Consider the following 17985-nt stretch of genomic DNA (forward strand, 5'->3'; position numbering starts at 1 on the left):
AATGAATGCGATGACGGACCTTGGCCTCTACCGCCACCTTGATGAGATGGCACCCTGGAACGACAGGCTGCAAGTGCTGGAGGTGATCAGCGTCAGCGATGAGGCGCCGGAGGTGACGACCTTCACCTTCCGCTCCGACAACCAGACTTGGTTCCGTTACAAGCCGGGGCAGTTCGTGACGCTGGAGCTGCCGACCGCCGACGGCCCGCTGATGCGGACTTATACGCTGTCGTCCTCGCCGTCGCGGCCGTTCTCGATCGCGGTGACTGTCAAGGCGCAGGCCGGCAGCGTCGGCACGCGCTGGATGTTCGACAATTTGAAGCCCGGCGTTCATGTGAAGGCCTATGGGCCGGCGGGTGACTTTTCGCTGCACAGCCATCCGGCGGCCAAATACCTGTTCATTTCGGCCGGTTCCGGCGTGACGCCGATGATGTCGATGCTGCGCTGGCTGAACGACTGCGCGCCGTGGACCGATGTCGGCTTCGTCAATTGCGCGCGGCGACCCGAGGAGATCATCTTCCGCAAGGAACTCGAACTGCTCGGCAGCCGCATGCCGGGCCTGTCGCTTGGCTTCATGATCGAGGAGCGCTCAAGCCGCGAGGGCTGGTTCGGCCATATGGGCCGGATCGATGCAATCCGGCTGCCGCTGCTGGCGCCCGACTTCCGCGAGCGTGAAATCTTCTGCTGCGGTCCCGACCCATTCATGCGCGCGGTGCGGCAGATGCTCGAAGCCTCAGGCTTCGACATGGCCAACTACCACCAGGAAAGCTTTGCCGCGCCGGCGGTGGAGGAAATTCCGGCGCCGTTCGCATCGCTGGCAGATGGCAGGATCGAAATGCCTGCCGACACCGCTACGCCGGTCCGCTTTTCGCTTTCAGATGTCGATGCCGAATGCGTTGCCGGCCAGACCGTGCTGCAGACGGCGCGCGCCTCGGGCGTCAGGATCCCGGCGGCCTGCGAGTTCGGCCTATGCGGAACCTGTAAGGTAAAGAAGGTCTCGGGCAACGTCGAGATGAGCCACAATGGCGGCATCCTCGATCACGAGATCGACGACGGCTTCATCCTCGCCTGCTGCTCAAAGCCATTGTCGGCGCTCGAAATCGAGGCCTGAGACGGCGACGACGCCGTCCAGCGCTCAGACGCCGTAGCGCTCGGTACGGATCAGACCTGGCGGAACGTCGGCATCGATCAGGGCCTGGGCAGCAGCCGACACGAAGGTATTCGAGCCGCAGACAAAGGCGAGCTTCGGCGGTTCTGGCAGCCGCGCCATGGATTGCACGATCATGGCGGCGTCGATCCGCCGCGAATAGTCCGCCGGACGCCGGGCGGCCTCGCGCGTCAGCGTCAGCACCAGATCGAAGCCATCTCGACGGTCGTCGAGGCCGAGCAGCTCGTTGCGAAAGATCACCTCGTCCCAGACCCGCGCGGAAAATACCAGCGCGACCGGCACCGCCGATTTGCGTAGCGCGCGGTGGCGCACCATCGCCATCAGCGGCACCACGCCCGAGCCGCCGCCGACCAGCAGCAGCGGTCCGCCGTCACTGTCGGACCAGACGAAGTGGCCGCCGAGCGGCCCGCGCAGTTCGACCTCGTCGCCGACCGCAGCAACCTCGTGAAAGAAGGGCGAGACCTCGCCATCCTCGAGCTTTTCGATCGCCAACTCGATTGTCCCGCCGGTTTCCGGTGCGGAAGCGATGGAATAGGAGCGGCGTGCCTGGTAACCGTCCGGCGCCGTCAGCCTGACATCGACATGCTGCCCGGCCCGATAGGCGAAGGGCCGCGACGTCTGGAAAAAGAAACTGGTGACGCGCGGCGTGCGCTTTTCGATGCGGGTGATCCTGGCCGTCTGCCAGGGTGATTGCGCCGCCGGCCCGTCCCTCATGGATCGCCCGTATAGCGCTGCTCGCGCCACGGGTCGCCATAGATGTGGTAGCCGCGCAATTCCCAGAAGCCCGGCTCGTCGCGTTCGGTGAACTGCAGCCCGTTCACCCATTTGGCCGACTTCCAGAAATAGAGATGCGGAACGAGCAGCCGCGCCGGCCCGCCATGGTCGGGCGTTATCGGCTTGCCTTCATAGAGCAGCGCCACCATGGCCTTGCCGGCGGTAAGATCCGTGGTCGGCACATTGGTGGTGTAGCCGTCGAACGAATGCGCAAGCGTGAAGGCGGTCGGCGGCTCGATGCCGGCATCGGCAAGAATATCGTCGACCAGCACGCCTTGCCAGGCAGTGTCGAATTTGGTCCATGCGGTGACGCAATGGATGTCACGCGTCATCCTGGTCAAAGGCAGCGTGTTGAACTCGGCCCAGGCCCATTTCTTGACCGGCCGCGGTCCGTGCTTGAGCGTGAACGACCAGTCTTCGGTGCGCACGCGCGGCGTCGGCCCGGCCGACAGAACTGGAAATCCCTGGTCGAGATACTGCCCGGGCGGGATCCGCGCATCAGTGTCCGTGGGAGGCTTTCGTCCGGAAAAGAAGCCGCGAGTGACCATCGAGACAATCCATTGGGGCAGGTCTGATCGACCTGCCCAATGTTCTCGAAGATGCCGCCGCGGGCAACCGAAATCTTGGCCGCGGCCTCGCGGCAATGCGCAGCCTCAGCCGCTGGCGAAGGGCACGGCAACGAAGATTTGCGAGTCGCCACGTCCCACCAGCAGGAGCACCGACTTCTTGCCGGATTTCGCGGCCTGCGCGATCGCCTGGTTTGCTTGCTTGGCGCTTCGCACCGGAGCCCGATCGACAGCGACGATGATGTCGCCCGGCTGGATGCCGGAGGCCGATGCCGCCTTGTCCGGATTGACGCTCTCGACCAGTGCACCCTGCCGGTTGGCCGGCAGATTCATTGCCTGGCGAACGTCAGGAGTGATGTCCATCAGGCCAAGGCCGATCGTGGGTTCACGAACGCCTTGCTCCGCCGACGGGTTGCTTGAGTCGCCCGTTATCGATCCGGTCTTTTGATCCTCTGCATTGCTCCCGACCTCGACCGAAATTTCGACATTCCTGCCGTTGCGCCAGACATTCAGCGGTTCTCTGGTGCCGGGCGAGACGTCGGCGACGGCACGCGACAGATCCTTCGGATCCTTAATGTCGCGGCCGGCGAAGCTGGTGATGACGTCGCCAGCCTCGATCCCCGCTTTCGCGGCCGGCGATCCGTCATTGACCTGCGAAACCAGTGCACCGCTGGGGTGATCGAGCCCGATGGCGCCCGCAACATCCGGCGTAACCGGCTGGATTTGGACACCGAGATAGCCGTACTGGATGGAGCCGCCCTTCATCAGCTTGGCGACCACCTTTTGAGCCTGGTTCGCGGGAATGGCGAAGCCGACACCGACGCTGCCGCCGTTCGGGGAAAAGATCGCCGTGTTGATGCCGACCACCTTGCCGCTTACATCCATCAGCGGACCGCCGGAATTGCCGCGGTTGATCGGCGCGTCGATCTGAATGAAGTCGTCAAACGGTCCGCTGTGCAGGTCGCGGCCACGCGCCGAGACGATGCCAGCGGTGACAGTGGTGCCGATGCCGAACGGGTTGCCGAAGGCGAGCACCTGGTCGCCGGGCAGGAGCTTGTCGGAATCGCCCCATTTTACGGTCGGCAATGGCTTGTCGGCTTTGATCTTGAGCACCGCGAGGTCGTTCTTGGTGTCGTTGCTGACCAGCCTGGCGGGAAGTTCGGTGCCGTCGTCGAGCGTTACCTTGATCGACGTGGCGCCGTCGACGACGTGATTGTTGGTGACGATGGTGCCGTCCGCAGCGACGATGAAGCCCGAACCGATGGCTTCAGCGCGAGGTGCGTGCTCCGGGGGCGTCTTGGGAACAGGCACCCCCTGGTCGCCGAAGAATCGGCGGAAATAATCGTCGAACGGCGAGTTGTCGCTGAAGGGAGAGGCATCGCCCATCGTGTCCGACTGCGATTTCACGACGGTGGTGATCGTTACCACCGCCGGTTTGTCGGCGGCCACGATTGGGGCGAACGAGCCGTTGGGAACCGGCGTGCTGGTGACGGGAGGGGTCACGGTGGCAGCGGCAAGAGCGTCGTTCGCCTTGATGGCGAGAGGCTGAACGAAGGGGCTGACGATCAACGCGGCACCCAGCAAAGCGACAACGCGATGCCTGCGAAGGATATCTTGGGGTGACATGGTCGTGCTCCGGGCGAGAAATTGATCGGGCGCCGTGGCATGTTCCGGTTTCCGGGGACCGCCATTCGGCGTGTCGATGGTTGGGATTGCCTGTCTCGCCTGGCATGGCAGCCAACCGGATCGACAGTTCTGCATCTAGGGCACGCACCGGCCTGAATTAGGGTTTCCGGGCGATGTTACCAAGATTTAATTTCGGGGACGGCTGGGTCAATACGCGGCCAAATGACGTCCAAGGTGCTGGTCAGCGGCGTCAGATCCCGCCGGTTCGCCTGAGATAGGCGGTGGCGATCTCGCGCATCCGCATGCCGTCGAAGCTCGCTCCATGGCCGCCATGGCCGATGCGGATCGGCAGGTCGAGCAGCCGCTGCATCGTGCGGCGATAGGCGGCTCGGTCGGAATCAGGCAGGTCGTCGATGAGCATGGCGTCGTAGATGGCATCACCGGCGAAGAACAGGCCATCAGCCTCGTCAAACAGCGCGATGGAATCAGGAGAATGGCCCGGCAGATGCAGCACGCGGAATTGCCGGTTGCCAAGATCGACCACATCGCCTTCGTCCAGCGTCCGCGTCAGCGGCGCCGGCGGAATTCTATAGTCGGCCGCTTTCCAGCCCGGCGCCGGCAGCCTGGAGACGGCGGCGTCGAGATTGTGGAACATGTAGGCGTAGGTGACTGCTTCATCCATGCTGTCGAAATGCGCGGCGCTGTGTCTCGGGCCAGCCCGCTGCGGGAATTCGTGCAGCGAGCCGACATGGTCGAGATGGATGTGCGTGGCGACGACGAGCAGCGGCTTGCCCGCCGGCGTGTCGATCTCCGGCGCCAGCGGGCAAATGCCCATGCCGGTGTCGACAAGCAGGTCGACATCGCGGCCGCGCAGATGCCAGATGTTGGCGCGTACGAAATCATGCACGAAAGGCTCGGTCAGCATCGTCGTATGGATGTCGATGCTGCTCTTGCTGAACCAGTCATCATCCATCAGCAAAAGCCGGCATCAGACGAAAGGCTTCCCGACCTTGTATTTTTCCGGAACCAGCCGCTTCAGATAGGCCATTCCCGCATCGGACAGCTGATTGACATCCGGCAGCATGAAATCATCCGGCATGTGACGCGTCTTGCCGGCGACGTTCTTCAGCGGCACCTTCTTCAGCACGGTTTTCTTGCCGTCATGTTGCAGCGCCACCGAGCCGCCGCCCTGTTCGGCAACCTCGACCGCAAAGACGCCGGCATCGTAGGCCTCCTGCGCGTCCACGGCGTTGATGGCGCCGACATAGCCGCGCGGCATGTAGCCGAGCGCATCGACACGCGCCCGCTTGCCCGGCAGGCCTTCGGCCAGCGCGCGCTCAAGCGCAGCCGGCAGGTCGCTGCCCGACAGCTTGACGTTGCCATGCGCGTCGCGCTCCAGTTTTTCCGGCGGCACCAGGCTTTCGACCAGCGCCTTGCCGTCGGCGGTGCTGACGCCTTCGGACACGGCGACGATGCAGCGCTTGTGACGGTCGAGCGTGGCGCGCACATCGTCGATGAAGCGGCTGGCCGAGAATGGGCGCTCGGGCACATAGACGAGATGCGGGCCACTGTCCGGGTCAAGCTGCCACGCGGCAGCCGCTGCGGTGAGGAAACCGGCGTGGCGGCCCATGACGATGCCGACATAGATGCCCGGCAGAGCGCGGAAATCGAGGTCGACGGAGAGAAAGGCGCCGGCGACGAACTCGGCCGCGGAAATGAAGCCCGGCGTGTGGTCATTTTCCTCGAGATCGTTGTCGATCGTTTTCGGCGCATGGACGAAAGCCATCTTGCCGCCGGCGGCGTCGGTCAGGATCTGCTGCGTGCCCGAAGTGTCGTTGCCGCCGATATAGATGAAGGCGTCGGCGCCGGCCTTCTTCAGGCCATTGAGGATGACCTCGCAGTAAGCTGCGTCAGGCTTGTCGCGGGTCGATCCGAGGGCAGCACTTGGCGTGCTGGCAATCAGCCGCAGTTGGTCCTCGGGAATGGCCGAGAGATCGGCATAATTGCCGTCGCGGATGCCGCGCACGCCGTGAATGGAGCCCAAAACCTTCGCGCCGGGATGCCGCTTGCGGATCTCGAGCGCAGCGCCAACCATCGTCTGGTTGATGACGGCGGTCGGGCCGCCGCCCTGCGCGATCACAAAAGTTCCTGACATTTCTTTTCTCCCGGGCGGTGAATCTGCAGGCAACATTCGCCTGTCTTGTGGGATCACGCAACGGGAGAGTCGAGCGGCAGCGCAAGCAGCCGGAGGATCAGACGACGACGACCGGATTTTTCTTCGAAACGCGGCTGTAGAGGTCGATGATGTCGTGGTTGATAAGGCGCACGCAGCCCGACGACATGGCCTGGCCGATGCTCCACCATTCCGGCGAACCGTGGATACGATAGCCGGTGTCCTTGCCGTCCTGATAGATGTAGAGCGCTCTTGCGCCGAGCGGATTTGTGATGCCGCCGGGCTGGCCGCCTTGCCATTTCACCAGTTCGGGCTTGCGGGCGATCATTTCGGGGGGCGGGGTCCAGACCGGCCATTCCTTGCCGTACTGGATGTTGGCGCGGCCGGACCAGCGGAAACCGTCCTTGCCGATGCCGACGCCGTAGCGGATTGCATCGCCGCCGGGCTGCACCAGATAGAGTAGCCGTTCCTGCAGGTGGACGACGATGGTGCCGGGCTGTTCGCCGGTCTCATCGACGACGATCTGGCGGCGGAACTTCGGCTTGATCTTATGGTAGGGCACTTCCGGCACGGTGAAGCCGCCATCGGTAAGCGAGGCGTACATCACGTCGGGGCTGGTGATATTCCTGTCGACGCTGATGCTGGGGCGGATAGGAACCGAGCCGGTGGTAACACCATCGAGTTGGAGCGCCGGCAGATCGAGCGTCTGGCTGCAGCCGGCGACGCCGAGCAGCGCCAGCGCGCTGGCGCCGGACAGCACCGCGCGGCGGGAAAGCTGAATTTCGGTTTCGATTGCGTCGCCATTATGCGGCGGCGTCAGACTTTGCGGCAACTCACGCATCTACCCAAACCCCACGCTAGCGGCGGGAAACACGGTCCGGCCGGATAGCAGGCATTTTCATCATTCATGGTTGAAAAAGCGTGAAGGCCGGAGCCTGGCCTTAACCGAATCCGCTGTTGCCGTGCGCTGCGCAGAGGGGCCGGCGCGGCGCGCCGCACATTTTCGACGCTGCCTCTTTACATCTTCGCCAAGCCAAGGATTTATCCTTTTTTTACGCTCAAGGAGAAGACCATGTCCTTCGAAAACTGGGCCGCCTTTGCCGCCGCCTCGTCGATCCTTCTTGTCATTCCGGGACCGACCATCCTTCTGGTCGTGTCCTATGCGCTTGGCCAGGGCTGGCGTACCGCACTGCCGATAGCGGTCGGCGTGGCGCTTGGCGACTTCACCGCAATGACGCTGTCGATGCTGGGCATTGGCGCGCTGCTGGCGGCTTCGGCCACCGTGTTCACGCTGCTGAAGGTGATCGGCGCCGGGTATCTGATCTATCTCGGCATAAAGCTATTTCGCGCCGGCGGCGCGCTCAGGGCCGAGCCGCGCACCGATGCGGTATCCTCGGCCAGGATGATGGCGCATGCCTGGCTGGTCACCGCGCTCAACCCGAAAAGCATCACCTTCTTCGTCGCCTTCCTGCCGCAGTTCCTCGACCGGCACGCCGATTTCTGGACACAGATGCTGATCTTCGAGGCGACCTTCCTGGCGCTCGCCTTCGCCAATGCGTTCGGCTACGCGCTGATCGCCGCGCGGGCGCGCAACATCGTGCGCAACCCGAAGGCGATCCGCATCTTCAACCGCACCGGCGGTACGCTGCTGGTCGGCGCCGGCATCGCGACGGTGGCGATGCGCTCGGGCAATTGATGGCAAGGCCGGCCGGCCTCACCATTTGACACTGAAGCCGAGATTGCCTTCGAGGCGAGTTGGTGCACCCGGTGCAGATGCTCTAGGATCGCAACTCTATCAGGAATTCCGCGGTCATCGAAGGACTGGGCATGGCAGTCAGGGATGCATTCGGTCTGACATTTTCGGGGGCGACGGAAGCAGGGTTCTCGCTCTACGGCCAGGCTGTCCGCGAGCTGCAGTGCTTCATCGGCGATCCGGTCGGCTCCGTCGACCGCGCCATCGCGCAGGATCCCGGCTTCGTCATGGCGCACGTGCTGAAGGGCTATCTCTTCGGCCTCGCCACCGAGCGCGAGGCGACGGCGGTGGCCAGGACATGCCATGAGGCGGCGCTGCCGCTTGCCGCGACGACGCGCGAGCAGGCCCATGTTGCTGCCCTTGGCCACCTCGCTGCGGGGCACTGGCATGAAGCCGCCCGCATCCTCAAGGATATCGCCATCGACTTCCCGCTCGACGCCCTGGCACTGCAGACCGGGCACCAGATCGATTTCTTCACCGGCAACGCGCGCATGCTGCGCGACCGCATCGGCCGCGCGTTGCCGTCCTGGCAAAGCGGCATGCCTGGCTATCATGCCATTCTCGGCATGCAGGCATTTGGGCTGGAGGAAATGGGCGACTATGCGCGCGCCGAAAAGCTTGGCCGCACGGCAGTCGAGATCGAGCCGCGCGACGGTTGGGCACAGCACGCCGTCGCCCATGTCATGGAAATGCAGAGCCGGCAGAAGGACGGTATTTTGTGGATGCGCGCCAATCCCGAAGCCTGGACCAAGGAAAGCTTCCTGAAGGTGCACAATTGGTGGCATCTGGCGCTGTTCCACTACGATCTCGGCGAGGCTGAGGAGGTGCTGGCGCTCTATGACGGACCGATCTATGGCGAGCGCTCGACGCTGGCGCTCAACATGGTCGATGCCTCGGCGATCCTGTGGCGGCTCAATCTTGGCGGCATCGATGTCGGCGACCGCTGGGCGGCGCTCGCCGCCAACTGGGCTCCCAAGGCCGGTGCCGGCAACTATGCCTTCAACGATGTCCACGCGATGATGGCTTTCGTCGGCGCCGGCCTCGAAGCGCCCGCCCTCACGTTGATCGAGGCGCAGCGCGAGGCCATGCGCGGCAATGACGACAACGCTGCTTTCACCAGGGATGTTGGGCATCCGCTTTCGCTCGCCATCAAGGCCTTCGGTAGTGGTAATTATGCCGAGACGGTGCGCCTGATCCGGCCGATTCGCACCATCGCGCACCGTTTCGGCGGCAGCCACGCCCAGCGCGACGTCATCGACCTGACGTTGATCGAAGCGGCGCTGCGTTCCGGCGATCGGGCGCTGGCGAAGGCGCTTGCCGCGGAGCGTGCGCTGGCGCGGCCGGACAGTCCGTTGTCGGCGCTGTTTTCGCGCCGCGCAGCCAATCTGACCGAGAATTGACCGGCGGCAAATCTTGCCTTAGAAACTGGCCCGGCCAGATTTTTTCGAGCGTCGAAAAAATTGCCGCGTGTTGACCGGGATGCGGTTCCGGCGGCACGATATGGCCGGAATATCTTCGCCGCCTGTGGCAGAACAGGCCGGGGAAGCAAGGAAAGACCGTCGCAGCATGGCGTGGCGGACGTGGGGAGGAAGATATGTATCTCGGCCTCGATCTGGGCACATCGGGCGTCAAGGCGCTGCTGATCGATGCCGGGCAGACTGTCGTCGGCTCCGGCCATGCGTTGCTCGACGTGTCGCGGCCGCATCCCGGCTGGTCGGAACAGAACCCCACCGACTGGATCCGCGCCTGCGAAGCGGCGATCGCCGAGCTGAAAGCCTCGCATCCAACGCAGCTTGGAGCGGTGAAAGGCATCGGCCTGTCCGGCCAAATGCATGGCGCCACCTTGGTCGACGCCGGCGACCAGGTGCTGCGCCCTTGCATCCTGTGGAACGACACGCGCAGCCATGCCGAGGCGGCTGCGCTCGACGCCGATCCGCGCTTTCGCAAGCTCACCGGCAACATCGTCTTTCCCGGTTTCACCGCGCCGAAGCTCGCCTGGGTGAAGAACAACGAGCCTGATGTTTTCGCCAAGGTGGCAAAGGTGCTGCTGCCGAAGGATTTCCTGCGGCTCTGGCTTTCCGGCGAACACATTTCGGAAATGTCCGACGCAGCCGGCACGTCCTGGCTCGATGTCGGCAAGCGAGGTTGGTCTGCCGAGCTGCTTGCCGCGACCTCGCTCGATGAAAGCCAGATGCCGGCGCTGGTCGAAGGCACGGCGAAGGCCGGCGCGTTGCGTGCCGAATTGGCCTCGAAATGGGGCATGCAGGCCGACATCCCGATCGCAGGCGGCGCCGGCGACAATGCGGCCTCGGCCTGCGGCATGGGTACTGTGGCAGCAGGCCAGGCCTTCGTCTCGCTCGGCACGTCGGGCGTGCTCTTTGCCGCCAATGCTTCCTATCTGCCCAACCCCGAAAGCGCGGTGCATACCTTCTGCCATGCCCTACCCGGCACCTGGCACCAGATGGGCGTCATCCTGTCGGCGACCGATTCGCTCAACTGGCTGTCGGAAATCACTGGGAAAGGCGCCGGCGAACTGACCGCCGAACTCGGCGATGCGCTGAAGGCGCCGACCGGCGTGTCCTTCCTGCCCTATCTCTCGGGCGAGCGTACGCCACACAACGACTCGGCCATTCGCGGCTCGTTTACCGGGCTAGCGCATGAAACCAGCCGCGCGACGCTGACCCAGGCGGTTGTGGAAGGCGTCGCTTTCGCCTTCCGCGACAGTCTGGAAGCCCTGGCCAAGGCCGGCACGACATTGACGCGGGTGACGGCGATCGGCGGCGGCTCGCGCTCGCGCTACTGGCTGAAGGCCATCGCCACCGCACTCGGCCTGCCCATAGATATTCCGGCCGACGGCGATTTCGGCGCCGCCTTCGGTGCGGCGCGGCTCGGCCTGATCGCCGCGACCGGCGCCAATGCGCGCGCCATCTGCGCGGCACCAGCCACCGACGTGACCGTCGAACCGGTCGCCGCACTCAGCGGCGCCTATGCGGATGCCTATCACCGCTACCGGGCGCTTTATCCGGCGATCAAGGGCGCCACGGCGTGAGCAGGCGAGTGCCCCCCTCTGGCCTGCCGGCCATCTCCCCCTCAAGGGGGGAGATCGGCGGCACCAGCGCTGATGCCAGCCTTGCAGCGCTGGTGACTGGCGAAAGCAGAAAAGCCAGCCAATCTCCCCCTTTGAGGGGGAGATGGCCGGCAGGTCAGAGGGGGGCGATATCTCCTCGCCTCAGCAAGATAACCTCACTGCGCCGGAACCTTGTCGAGGAAGCCGGTGACGCTTTTCAGGCGGCCATTCTCGATGACGCCGATGTCGGTGCCTTCGATGACGGGCTCGGTGCCTTCCGGCCCGAGATTCCACGAGAAGCGGATCTTGTCGGCGAAACCATCCGGCTTGCCCTTCAGCGAAAACCGGAAGCCGGCAAAGCGCTGCTGCACGCCGTCGATCAGCACAGCTATGCCGTCATGGCCGTCGCCCTGCATGATCGGATCGCGGTAGCTGATGTCTTCTGTGAAGGTCGCCTTGAGCAAGGCTTGCCGGCGGGCGGCGTCGCTCTCGTTCCAGGCGGTGATGTAGTTTTCGGCGATCGTGTTGAGGTCGGTCACGGTCCGTCTCCTTTGTTTGGGGGCTTTGACACGAGCCTTTTCGATCAACCGAAGGGCGAAACCAATTACGCCTGAGGTAATCAGGACAGAACCATTCGAAAGGAAGAACATGAGCAGCGGCTTTTTCGGCGACATCCAAGAGATCAAATACGAGGGACCGGATTCGACCAATCCTCTGGCCTACCGGTTCTACAATCCGGACGAGGTGGTGGCCGGAAAACGGCTGGAAGACCATCTGCGCTTTGCCGTCGCCTACTGGCATTCCTTCGCCTGGCCGGGCGGCGATCCGTTCGGCGGCCAGACCTTCGATCGGCCATGGTTCGCCAAGGCCGGCGGTATCGACACGATGGAATTGGCCAAGCTCAAGGCCGATGTCGCCTTCGAGATGTTTTCGCTGCTCGGCGTGCCCTATTTCTGCTTTCACGATGCCGATGTGCGGCCGGAGGGAAAAGACTTTTCCGAAAGTGCCGCCCGGCTCGACGAGATCGCCGATTATTTTGCGGCCAAGATGAAGCAGACCGGCGTCAAGCTGCTGTGGGGGACGGCCAACCTGTTCTCCAACCGTCGCTTCATGTCGGGTGCGGCCACCAATCCCGATCCGGATGTGTTTGCCTATGCGGCGGCGACGGTGAAACACTGCATCGACGTCACCAAAAGGCTGAAGGGCGAAAACTATGTGCTATGGGGCGGCCGCGAGGGCTACGAGACGCTACTCAACACCGACCTTGCCCGCGAGCAGGAGCAGGCCGGGCGCTTCCTCAACCTGGTCGTCGACTACAAGCACAGGATCGGCTTCAAGGGCACCATCCTGATCGAACCGAAGCCGCAGGAACCGACCAAGCACCAGTACGACTACGATGTCGCCACCGTCTACGGCTTCCTCAAGCGCTTCGGCCTGGAGAAGGAGGTCAAGCTCAATATCGAGCAAGGGCACGCCATCCTTGCCGGCCACTCCTTTGAGCACGAGCTGGCGCTGGCCAATGCGCTCGGCATCTTCGGCTCGATCGACATGAACCGCAACGACTACCAGTCGGGCTGGGACACCGACCAGTTCCCCAACAATGTGCCGGAGATGGCGCTGGCCTATTACCACGTGCTGCAGGCGGGCGGCTTCAAGACCGGCGGCACCAATTTCGACGCCAAGCTCAGGCGTCAGTCGCTCGACCCGCAGGACCTGCTGATCGCCCATATCGGCGGCATGGACTGCTGCGCACGCGGCCTCAAGGCCGCCGCCAGGATGGTCGAGGACAGGGCGCTGTCGGCGCCGCTTGCCGAGCGCTATGCCGGCTGGAATTCCACTGAGGCCAAGGCGATGCTCGCAGGCAAGCGGACGCTCGAAGAGATCGCCGACCGGGTGGTCAAGAAGAAGATCGAGCCGCAGCCCAGATCCGGCCGCCAGGAACTGCTCGAAAACATCGTTAACCGGTACGTGTGACGGCGGAAAAGCCGGCTCACGACCGTAATTTTCGAAAGCTGGCTACAGCGTCGCGAGTCCTTTTTGGGTGCGCAGAGGGCGCTGTAGCACTTTGATTTTGCTGATGATCCTTTCTGCAACCGATTCTGGTTTCTGAGCCATGCGCTGTGAAACAGCTTTGCCGTCAAGCCGAAACCGAAGACAAGGTTTTGCCTCGCACTGCCCATCAATCGCCTCGCTCTTGCCTTCAAACAGCCGTCACGGATCTCGTATAGCCCTGCTCTCATCTGGCGAGACCGGATCGATCATCGACCGGCTGATGGCGCTGCCGCATCCAAAGGAAGGCGTGCGCAGCGCAAACGAATGGGATCGTGCCGTCGCAAGCCGCTTCGAGACCCATCTTGCAAGACAGATGCGCTCTCGGATCGACAGCGCTGGCGATCGTCAAAACGCAACGTAATCCCCACTATCCTCTACGCAACCTGACCGGCGCTTCGCCGAAAGCTCTTGAAAACGCCCTGGAAAATGCCGCGGCGGACGAAAACCCCGTCCGCCCGGCAATATCTGCCATGGCCACCCGCGTGTCGACCACCAGCCGGCGCGCGGCGCCCAGCCGCAGCCGGAGATAGTAGGCGCCCGGCGTCTCGCCGATCGAGTTGCGAAAGATGCTTTCCAGCGTTCGCGCCGTCACGCCGGCGCGCTTTGCGACCGCGGCGATTGTCAGCGGCTGGTCGACATGGGCTTCCATCAGCCGGATGGCTTGCGCCAGCCGTGGATCGTAGCCGTCGAGCCGGCCGAGCGAGACCAGCGGCTGCGCGTCAGTGGCGGCGCGCGCCTGGTCGTAGATGAACACGCTTGCCACATCGAGCGCCACGGCCATGCCGAGCCGCGTGCGCACCAGGTGCAGCATCAGGTCGAAGGTCGGCGAGGCGCCGCCAGAGGTGAAGACCGGGCCGTCGATGACGTAGCGGTCGGGACGAACATCGACGCCGGGAAAGGCCGAGGAGAAATCCTCCATGTCTTCCCAGTGGGTGGTGGCGCTGCGCCCTTCGAGCAGGCCGGCGCGGGCGACCAGCCAGGTGCCTGCCTCGACACCGCCGCAGGCACGCGCGGCGCGTGCTGCGCGGCGCAAGCCGGCAAGCAGAGCCGCGGTGGCATAGTTCTGCGTGCCGAAGCCGGCGATGACGACAAGCATATCCGTTACTTCCGCCGCATCGAAGCGGCCGCTGACCGCCACCGGCAAGCCGCATGTGGTGACCGGCGCCTCGCCCGTCACCGAGACCAGCCTGAAATCGAACAGGGTCTCGCCGGCGATACGGTTGGCGGCTCGCAACGGATCGACAGCCGAGGCCACGCACATGATCGATGAGCCGGAGAATACCAGCAGCGTTACCTTAAGCGGCGAGCGCTCGGCGCGAAAGATCGTCGGTTTTTCGCTTTTGATCATGCACTCTTCGTAAAACGCAAAGCAGTTTCCGGCAAGTCGGGCATTGTTGCCATCTGCTTGGTTGGGTCCATCTGTTGACTAGGGTGTCTGTTTGATTGGGAGAGAATTCGATGCCGCTTGCGATGAACCGTGAGGTTTTCATTACCTGTGCCGTGACCGGGTCCGGCAGTTCGCAGGACCGCAGCCCGCATGTGCCGCGTTCACCCAGGCAGATCGCAGATTCGGCCATTGATGCGGCAAAGGCCGGAGCCGCGATCGTGCACTGCCATGTGCGCGATCCCGAAACCGGCAAGCCGCGCCGCGACGTGCATCTCTACCGCGAGGTGACGGAGCGCATCCGTGACGCCAATGTCGATGTGGTGCTGAACCTGACAGCCGGCATGGGCGGCGACATGGTGTTCGGCCCGCCGGAAAGCCCGCTGCCGCTGAACGAAAAAGCCAGCGATATGGGCGGCGCCACCAACCGCATGGAACATGTGCGCCAGTGCCTGCCTGAAATTTGCACGCTCGACTGCGGCACGATGAATTTCGCCGAAGCCGACTATGTGATGACCAACACACCCGGCATGCTGCGCGCCATGGGCGGCATGATGACGGCGCTCGGCGTCAAGCCCGAGATCGAGGCCTTCGACACCGGGCATCTGTGGTTTGCCAAGCAGCTCGTCGAGGAACAGGTGCTGAAGCCTGACGCACTGGTGCAATTGTGCATGGGCGTGCCGTGGGGCGCACCTGACGATCTCAACACCTTCATGGCCATGGTCAACAATGTTCCGTCGACCTGGACCTGGTCGGCCTTTTCCATTGGCCGCAACCAGATGGCCTATGCCGCCGCCGCGGTGTTGGCGGGCGGCAATGTCCGCGTCGGGCTCGAAGACAATCTTTGGCTCGACAAGGGCGTGCTGGCGACCAATGCGCAGCTGGTCGAGCGCGCAGTCAGCATCGTGTCGAACATGGGTGCCAGGGTCATCGGTCCAGACGAAGTGCGCAGGAAGCTCAATTTGACCAAGCGCGCGCCGCTTTGAGCCAGCGTAAAGTTTCGGTTGGGAGGAGCCGCCGATGAAGGCCTTGAAATTCACCGCGATGAAAGACGTCGGCCGCGAGGACTTCGTTCCCCTCATCGATCCGCCACAGCCATGACAAGAACCGGAGCCTCCGCATGAGCATCATCAACAAGGCGGCTGCCATCGGCGGCGGCGTCATCGGCGCCGGCTGGGTGGCGCGGCTGCTCTTGAACGGCATCGACGTGTCGATCTTCGATCCCGATCCAGAGGCTTCGCGCAAGGTCGGCGAAGTGATGAAAGGCGCACGCCGCGCCTACAAGCAGATGCTGCCCGGCGGCCTGCCGAAAGAAGGCGAGCTCACCTTCGCCAAAACCATCGCCGAAGCGGTCGCCGACGCCGATTTCATCCAGGAAAGCGTGCCTGAAAGACTCGATCTCAAGCACCGCGTGCTGGCCGAGATCGACCTTCACGCGCCGGCCAACGCCATTGTCGGTTCGTCGACCTCAGGCATCAAGCCGACCGACATGCAGGTGGCGATGAAGAAACATCCAGAGCGGTTGGTCGTCGGTCATCCGTTCAACCCGGTCTATCTCTTGCCGCTGGTCGAGATCGTTGGCGGCGAACAGACCTTTCCGGAGGCGATCGAGGTCGCCAAGGAGATCTATGCCTCGATGGGCATGAAGCCGGTGGTGATCCGCAAGGAGATCGAGGCCTTCGTCGGCGACCGCCTGCTGGAGGCGGCTTGGCGCGAGGCGCTGTGGCTAATCAAGGATGGCATCTGCACGGTCGAGGAACTCGATGACATCATGCGCTACGGCTTCGGCCTGCGCTGGGCGCAGATGGGCATGTTCCAGGTCTATCGCGTCGCCGGCGGCGAAGCCGGCATGCGCCACTTCATGGCGCAGTTCGGACCGTGCCTGAAATGGCCGTGGACCAAGCTGATGGATGTGCCGGAGTTCAACGACGAACTGGTCGATCTAATCGCAACCCAATCGGACGACCAGGCGCACGGGCTGTCGATCCGCGAGCTCGAAAAGATCCGCGACGACAACCTAGTGGCGATCATGGATGCGCTGTCGAGACAGAACAAAGGCAAGGGCTGGGGCGCCGGTGCCTTGCACAAGGCTTATACCAGGCAGCTCAGCACGCTGCAGCGAAGAAGCCCACTGCCTCCAAGGCGGGCGAAAAGGCCAAGGCGACCAAGCCGGTGAAGAAGGCCCAAAAAGACCAAGGCTGAAAAGCCGAAGAGAAAGAAGAAAGGCTGAGCCCATGGATTTCGGTCTCTCGGAGGAACAGAAACTCATCGTCGAGACGACGCGCGCCTTCGTCGAGAACGAGCTTTACCCGCATGAGCGCGAGGTCGAACGCACCGGTGTCCTGCGTCGCGAGCTGATCGAAGAGATCAAGGCCAAGGCGATCGAAGCCGGGCTCTACGCCGCCAACATGCCAACGGAAGTCGGTGGCGCCGGACTCGATACGGTGACCTGGCTGCTCTACGAAAAGGAGCTCGGCCGCGCCAACTACGCGCTGCACTGGACTTGCGTCGCGCGGCCCTCCAACATCCTTCTGGCCGGCACGCCAGAGCAGCGCGAGAAATATCTCTATCCCTGCATTCGCGGCGAGAAATGGGATTGCCTGGCGATGACCGAGCCGGGCGCCGGCTCGGATCTGCGCGGTATGAAGGCAACGGCCGTCGAGGCGGGCTCTGACTGGGTGCTGAACGGCACCAAGCACTTCATCTCGCACGCCGATTTGGCCGACTTCGCGATCGTCTTTATGGCTTCGGGCGAAGAAGATTCGCCGCGCGGCAAGCGCAAGAAGATCACCGCCTTCTTCGTCGACAAGGGCACCAAGGGTTTTACGGTGCGCGAGGGCTACCGCAACGTCTCGCATCGCGGATACACCAACGCCATCCTCGAATTCGACGATTGCCGGCTGCCGGCGAGCCAGGTTCTCGGCGAGGTCCACAAGGGATTCGAGGTAGCCAATTCATGGCTGGGCGCGACCCGGCTGCAGGTCGGCGCCACCTGTCTCGGCCGTGCCGAGCGGGCGCTTGGTCATGCCGTCGAATATGCCGCACAGCGCCAGCAATTCGGCCAGCAGATCGGCAAGTTCCAGGGTGTGTCGTTCAAGCTCGCCGACATGGCGACTGAACTGAAGGCGGCCGAGCTGATGGTGTTCGAAGCCGGCTGGAAGTACGATCAGGGCACCGTCACCGATCAGGACATGGCCATGGCCAAGCTGAAGGCCACCGAAATGCTTGCCTTCGTCGCCGACGAAGCGATCCAGATCCATGGTGGCATGGGGCTGATGGACGATCTGCCGCTGGAGCGCATCTGGCGCGACGCGCGGGTCGAGCGCATCTGGGAAGGCACCTCGGAAATCCAGCGCCACATCATTTCGCGGGCGCTGCTGCGCCCATTCGGGGCTTAGAGCATGATCCCGAAAAGTGGAATC

15 protein-coding genes and 1 pseudogene are annotated in these 17985 nt (G+C 63.6%); 8 read left to right on the plus strand and 8 right to left on the minus strand.

Going from position 1 to position 17985, the window contains the following annotated elements; translation table 11 throughout:
• Positions 1 to 10 precede the first annotated feature (10 nt).
• Entirely contained in the window at positions 11 to 1111 is a 1101-nt protein-coding gene (locus EN859_RS14415) for a hybrid-cluster NAD(P)-dependent oxidoreductase (protein WP_127853437.1), read from the plus strand.
• A 24-nt stretch (positions 1112 to 1135) separates the two neighbouring features.
• Here the strand turns inward: EN859_RS14415 and EN859_RS14420 are convergent, their stop codons facing one another.
• The 6 genes from EN859_RS14420 to EN859_RS14445 form a co-directional block, all read right to left on the minus strand.
• Complete coding sequence (locus EN859_RS14420) at positions 1136 to 1882, minus strand: FAD-binding oxidoreductase (RefSeq protein WP_127853436.1); 747 nt, start codon at positions 1880 to 1882, stop codon at positions 1136 to 1138.
• The gene (locus tag EN859_RS14425; protein ID WP_127853435.1) at positions 1879 to 2490 is read right to left on the minus strand and encodes a sulfite oxidase-like oxidoreductase; all 612 of its coding nucleotides are present in this window, start codon (positions 2488 to 2490) and stop codon (positions 1879 to 1881) included. Before EN859_RS14425 ends, EN859_RS14420 begins: the two co-directional genes overlap by 4 nt.
• A gap of 105 nt (positions 2491 to 2595) precedes the next feature.
• Positions 2596 to 4134 (minus strand): DegQ family serine endoprotease, encoded by a 1539-nt coding sequence (locus EN859_RS14430; protein ID WP_127853434.1) that lies wholly within the window; start codon positions 4132 to 4134, stop codon positions 2596 to 2598.
• A gap of 250 nt (positions 4135 to 4384) precedes the next feature.
• Positions 4385 to 5107, minus strand: a complete 723-nt coding sequence (locus EN859_RS14435) for an MBL fold metallo-hydrolase (RefSeq protein WP_127853433.1) — start codon at positions 5105 to 5107, stop codon at positions 4385 to 4387.
• Between the two features lie 15 nt (positions 5108 to 5122).
• Positions 5123 to 6289, minus strand: coding sequence for a diphosphate--fructose-6-phosphate 1-phosphotransferase (locus EN859_RS14440; protein WP_127853432.1), 1167 nt, complete (start codon positions 6287 to 6289; stop codon positions 5123 to 5125).
• A gap of 97 nt (positions 6290 to 6386) precedes the next feature.
• On the minus strand, positions 6387 to 7148 hold the full coding sequence (locus EN859_RS14445; RefSeq protein WP_127853431.1) for a L,D-transpeptidase: 762 nt from the start codon (positions 7146 to 7148) through the stop codon (positions 6387 to 6389).
• A 231-nt stretch (positions 7149 to 7379) separates the two neighbouring features.
• Between EN859_RS14445 and EN859_RS14450 the strand changes: the two genes are divergently transcribed.
• From EN859_RS14450 to xylB, 3 genes are all read left to right on the plus strand, one after another.
• A complete protein-coding gene (locus tag EN859_RS14450; protein ID WP_127853430.1) occupies positions 7380 to 8003 on the plus strand; it encodes a LysE family translocator in 624 nt (207 codons plus the stop codon).
• A 131-nt stretch (positions 8004 to 8134) separates the two neighbouring features.
• Entirely contained in the window at positions 8135 to 9460 is a 1326-nt protein-coding gene (locus EN859_RS14455; RefSeq protein WP_127853429.1) for a tetratricopeptide repeat protein, read from the plus strand.
• Positions 9461 to 9654: 194 nt separating this feature from the next.
• A complete protein-coding gene (gene xylB / locus EN859_RS14460; RefSeq protein WP_127853428.1) occupies positions 9655 to 11109 on the plus strand; it encodes a xylulokinase in 1455 nt (484 codons plus the stop codon).
• Between the two features lie 194 nt (positions 11110 to 11303).
• Here xylB and EN859_RS14470 read toward each other — a convergent pair whose 3' ends face one another.
• Complete coding sequence (locus EN859_RS14470; RefSeq protein ID WP_127853427.1) at positions 11304 to 11666, minus strand: nuclear transport factor 2 family protein; 363 nt, start codon at positions 11664 to 11666, stop codon at positions 11304 to 11306.
• 109 nt (positions 11667 to 11775) lie between these two features.
• On the opposite strand from EN859_RS14470, the gene xylA reads away from it, so the two are divergent.
• Positions 11776 to 13101, plus strand: a complete 1326-nt coding sequence (gene xylA, locus EN859_RS14475) for a xylose isomerase (RefSeq protein WP_127853426.1) — start codon at positions 11776 to 11778, stop codon at positions 13099 to 13101.
• 445 nt (positions 13102 to 13546) lie between these two features.
• On the opposite strand, the gene EN859_RS14485 is transcribed toward xylA, so the two are convergent.
• Positions 13547 to 14527 (minus strand): GlxA family transcriptional regulator, encoded by a 981-nt coding sequence (locus EN859_RS14485; protein WP_127853425.1) that lies wholly within the window; start codon positions 14525 to 14527, stop codon positions 13547 to 13549.
• 110 nt (positions 14528 to 14637) lie between these two features.
• On the opposite strand from EN859_RS14485, the gene EN859_RS14490 reads away from it, so the two are divergent.
• The 3 genes and pseudogenes from EN859_RS14490 (at position 14638) to EN859_RS14500 (ending at position 17961) form a co-directional block, all read left to right on the plus strand.
• Entirely contained in the window at positions 14638 to 15549 is a 912-nt protein-coding gene (locus EN859_RS14490; RefSeq protein ID WP_127853424.1) for a 3-keto-5-aminohexanoate cleavage protein, read from the plus strand.
• A 134-nt stretch (positions 15550 to 15683) separates the two neighbouring features.
• Positions 15684 to 16793 (plus strand): annotated as a pseudogene (locus tag EN859_RS14495) (3-hydroxyacyl-CoA dehydrogenase NAD-binding domain-containing protein).
• 4 nt (positions 16794 to 16797) lie between these two features.
• A complete protein-coding gene (locus EN859_RS14500; RefSeq protein WP_127853423.1) occupies positions 16798 to 17961 on the plus strand; it encodes an acyl-CoA dehydrogenase in 1164 nt (387 codons plus the stop codon).
• Positions 17962 to 17985 lie beyond the last annotated feature (24 nt).

The sequence above is a fragment of the Mesorhizobium sp. M00.F.Ca.ET.216.01.1.1 genome (assembly GCF_004010325.2).
Lineage (GTDB): Bacteria > Pseudomonadota > Alphaproteobacteria > Rhizobiales > Rhizobiaceae > Mesorhizobium.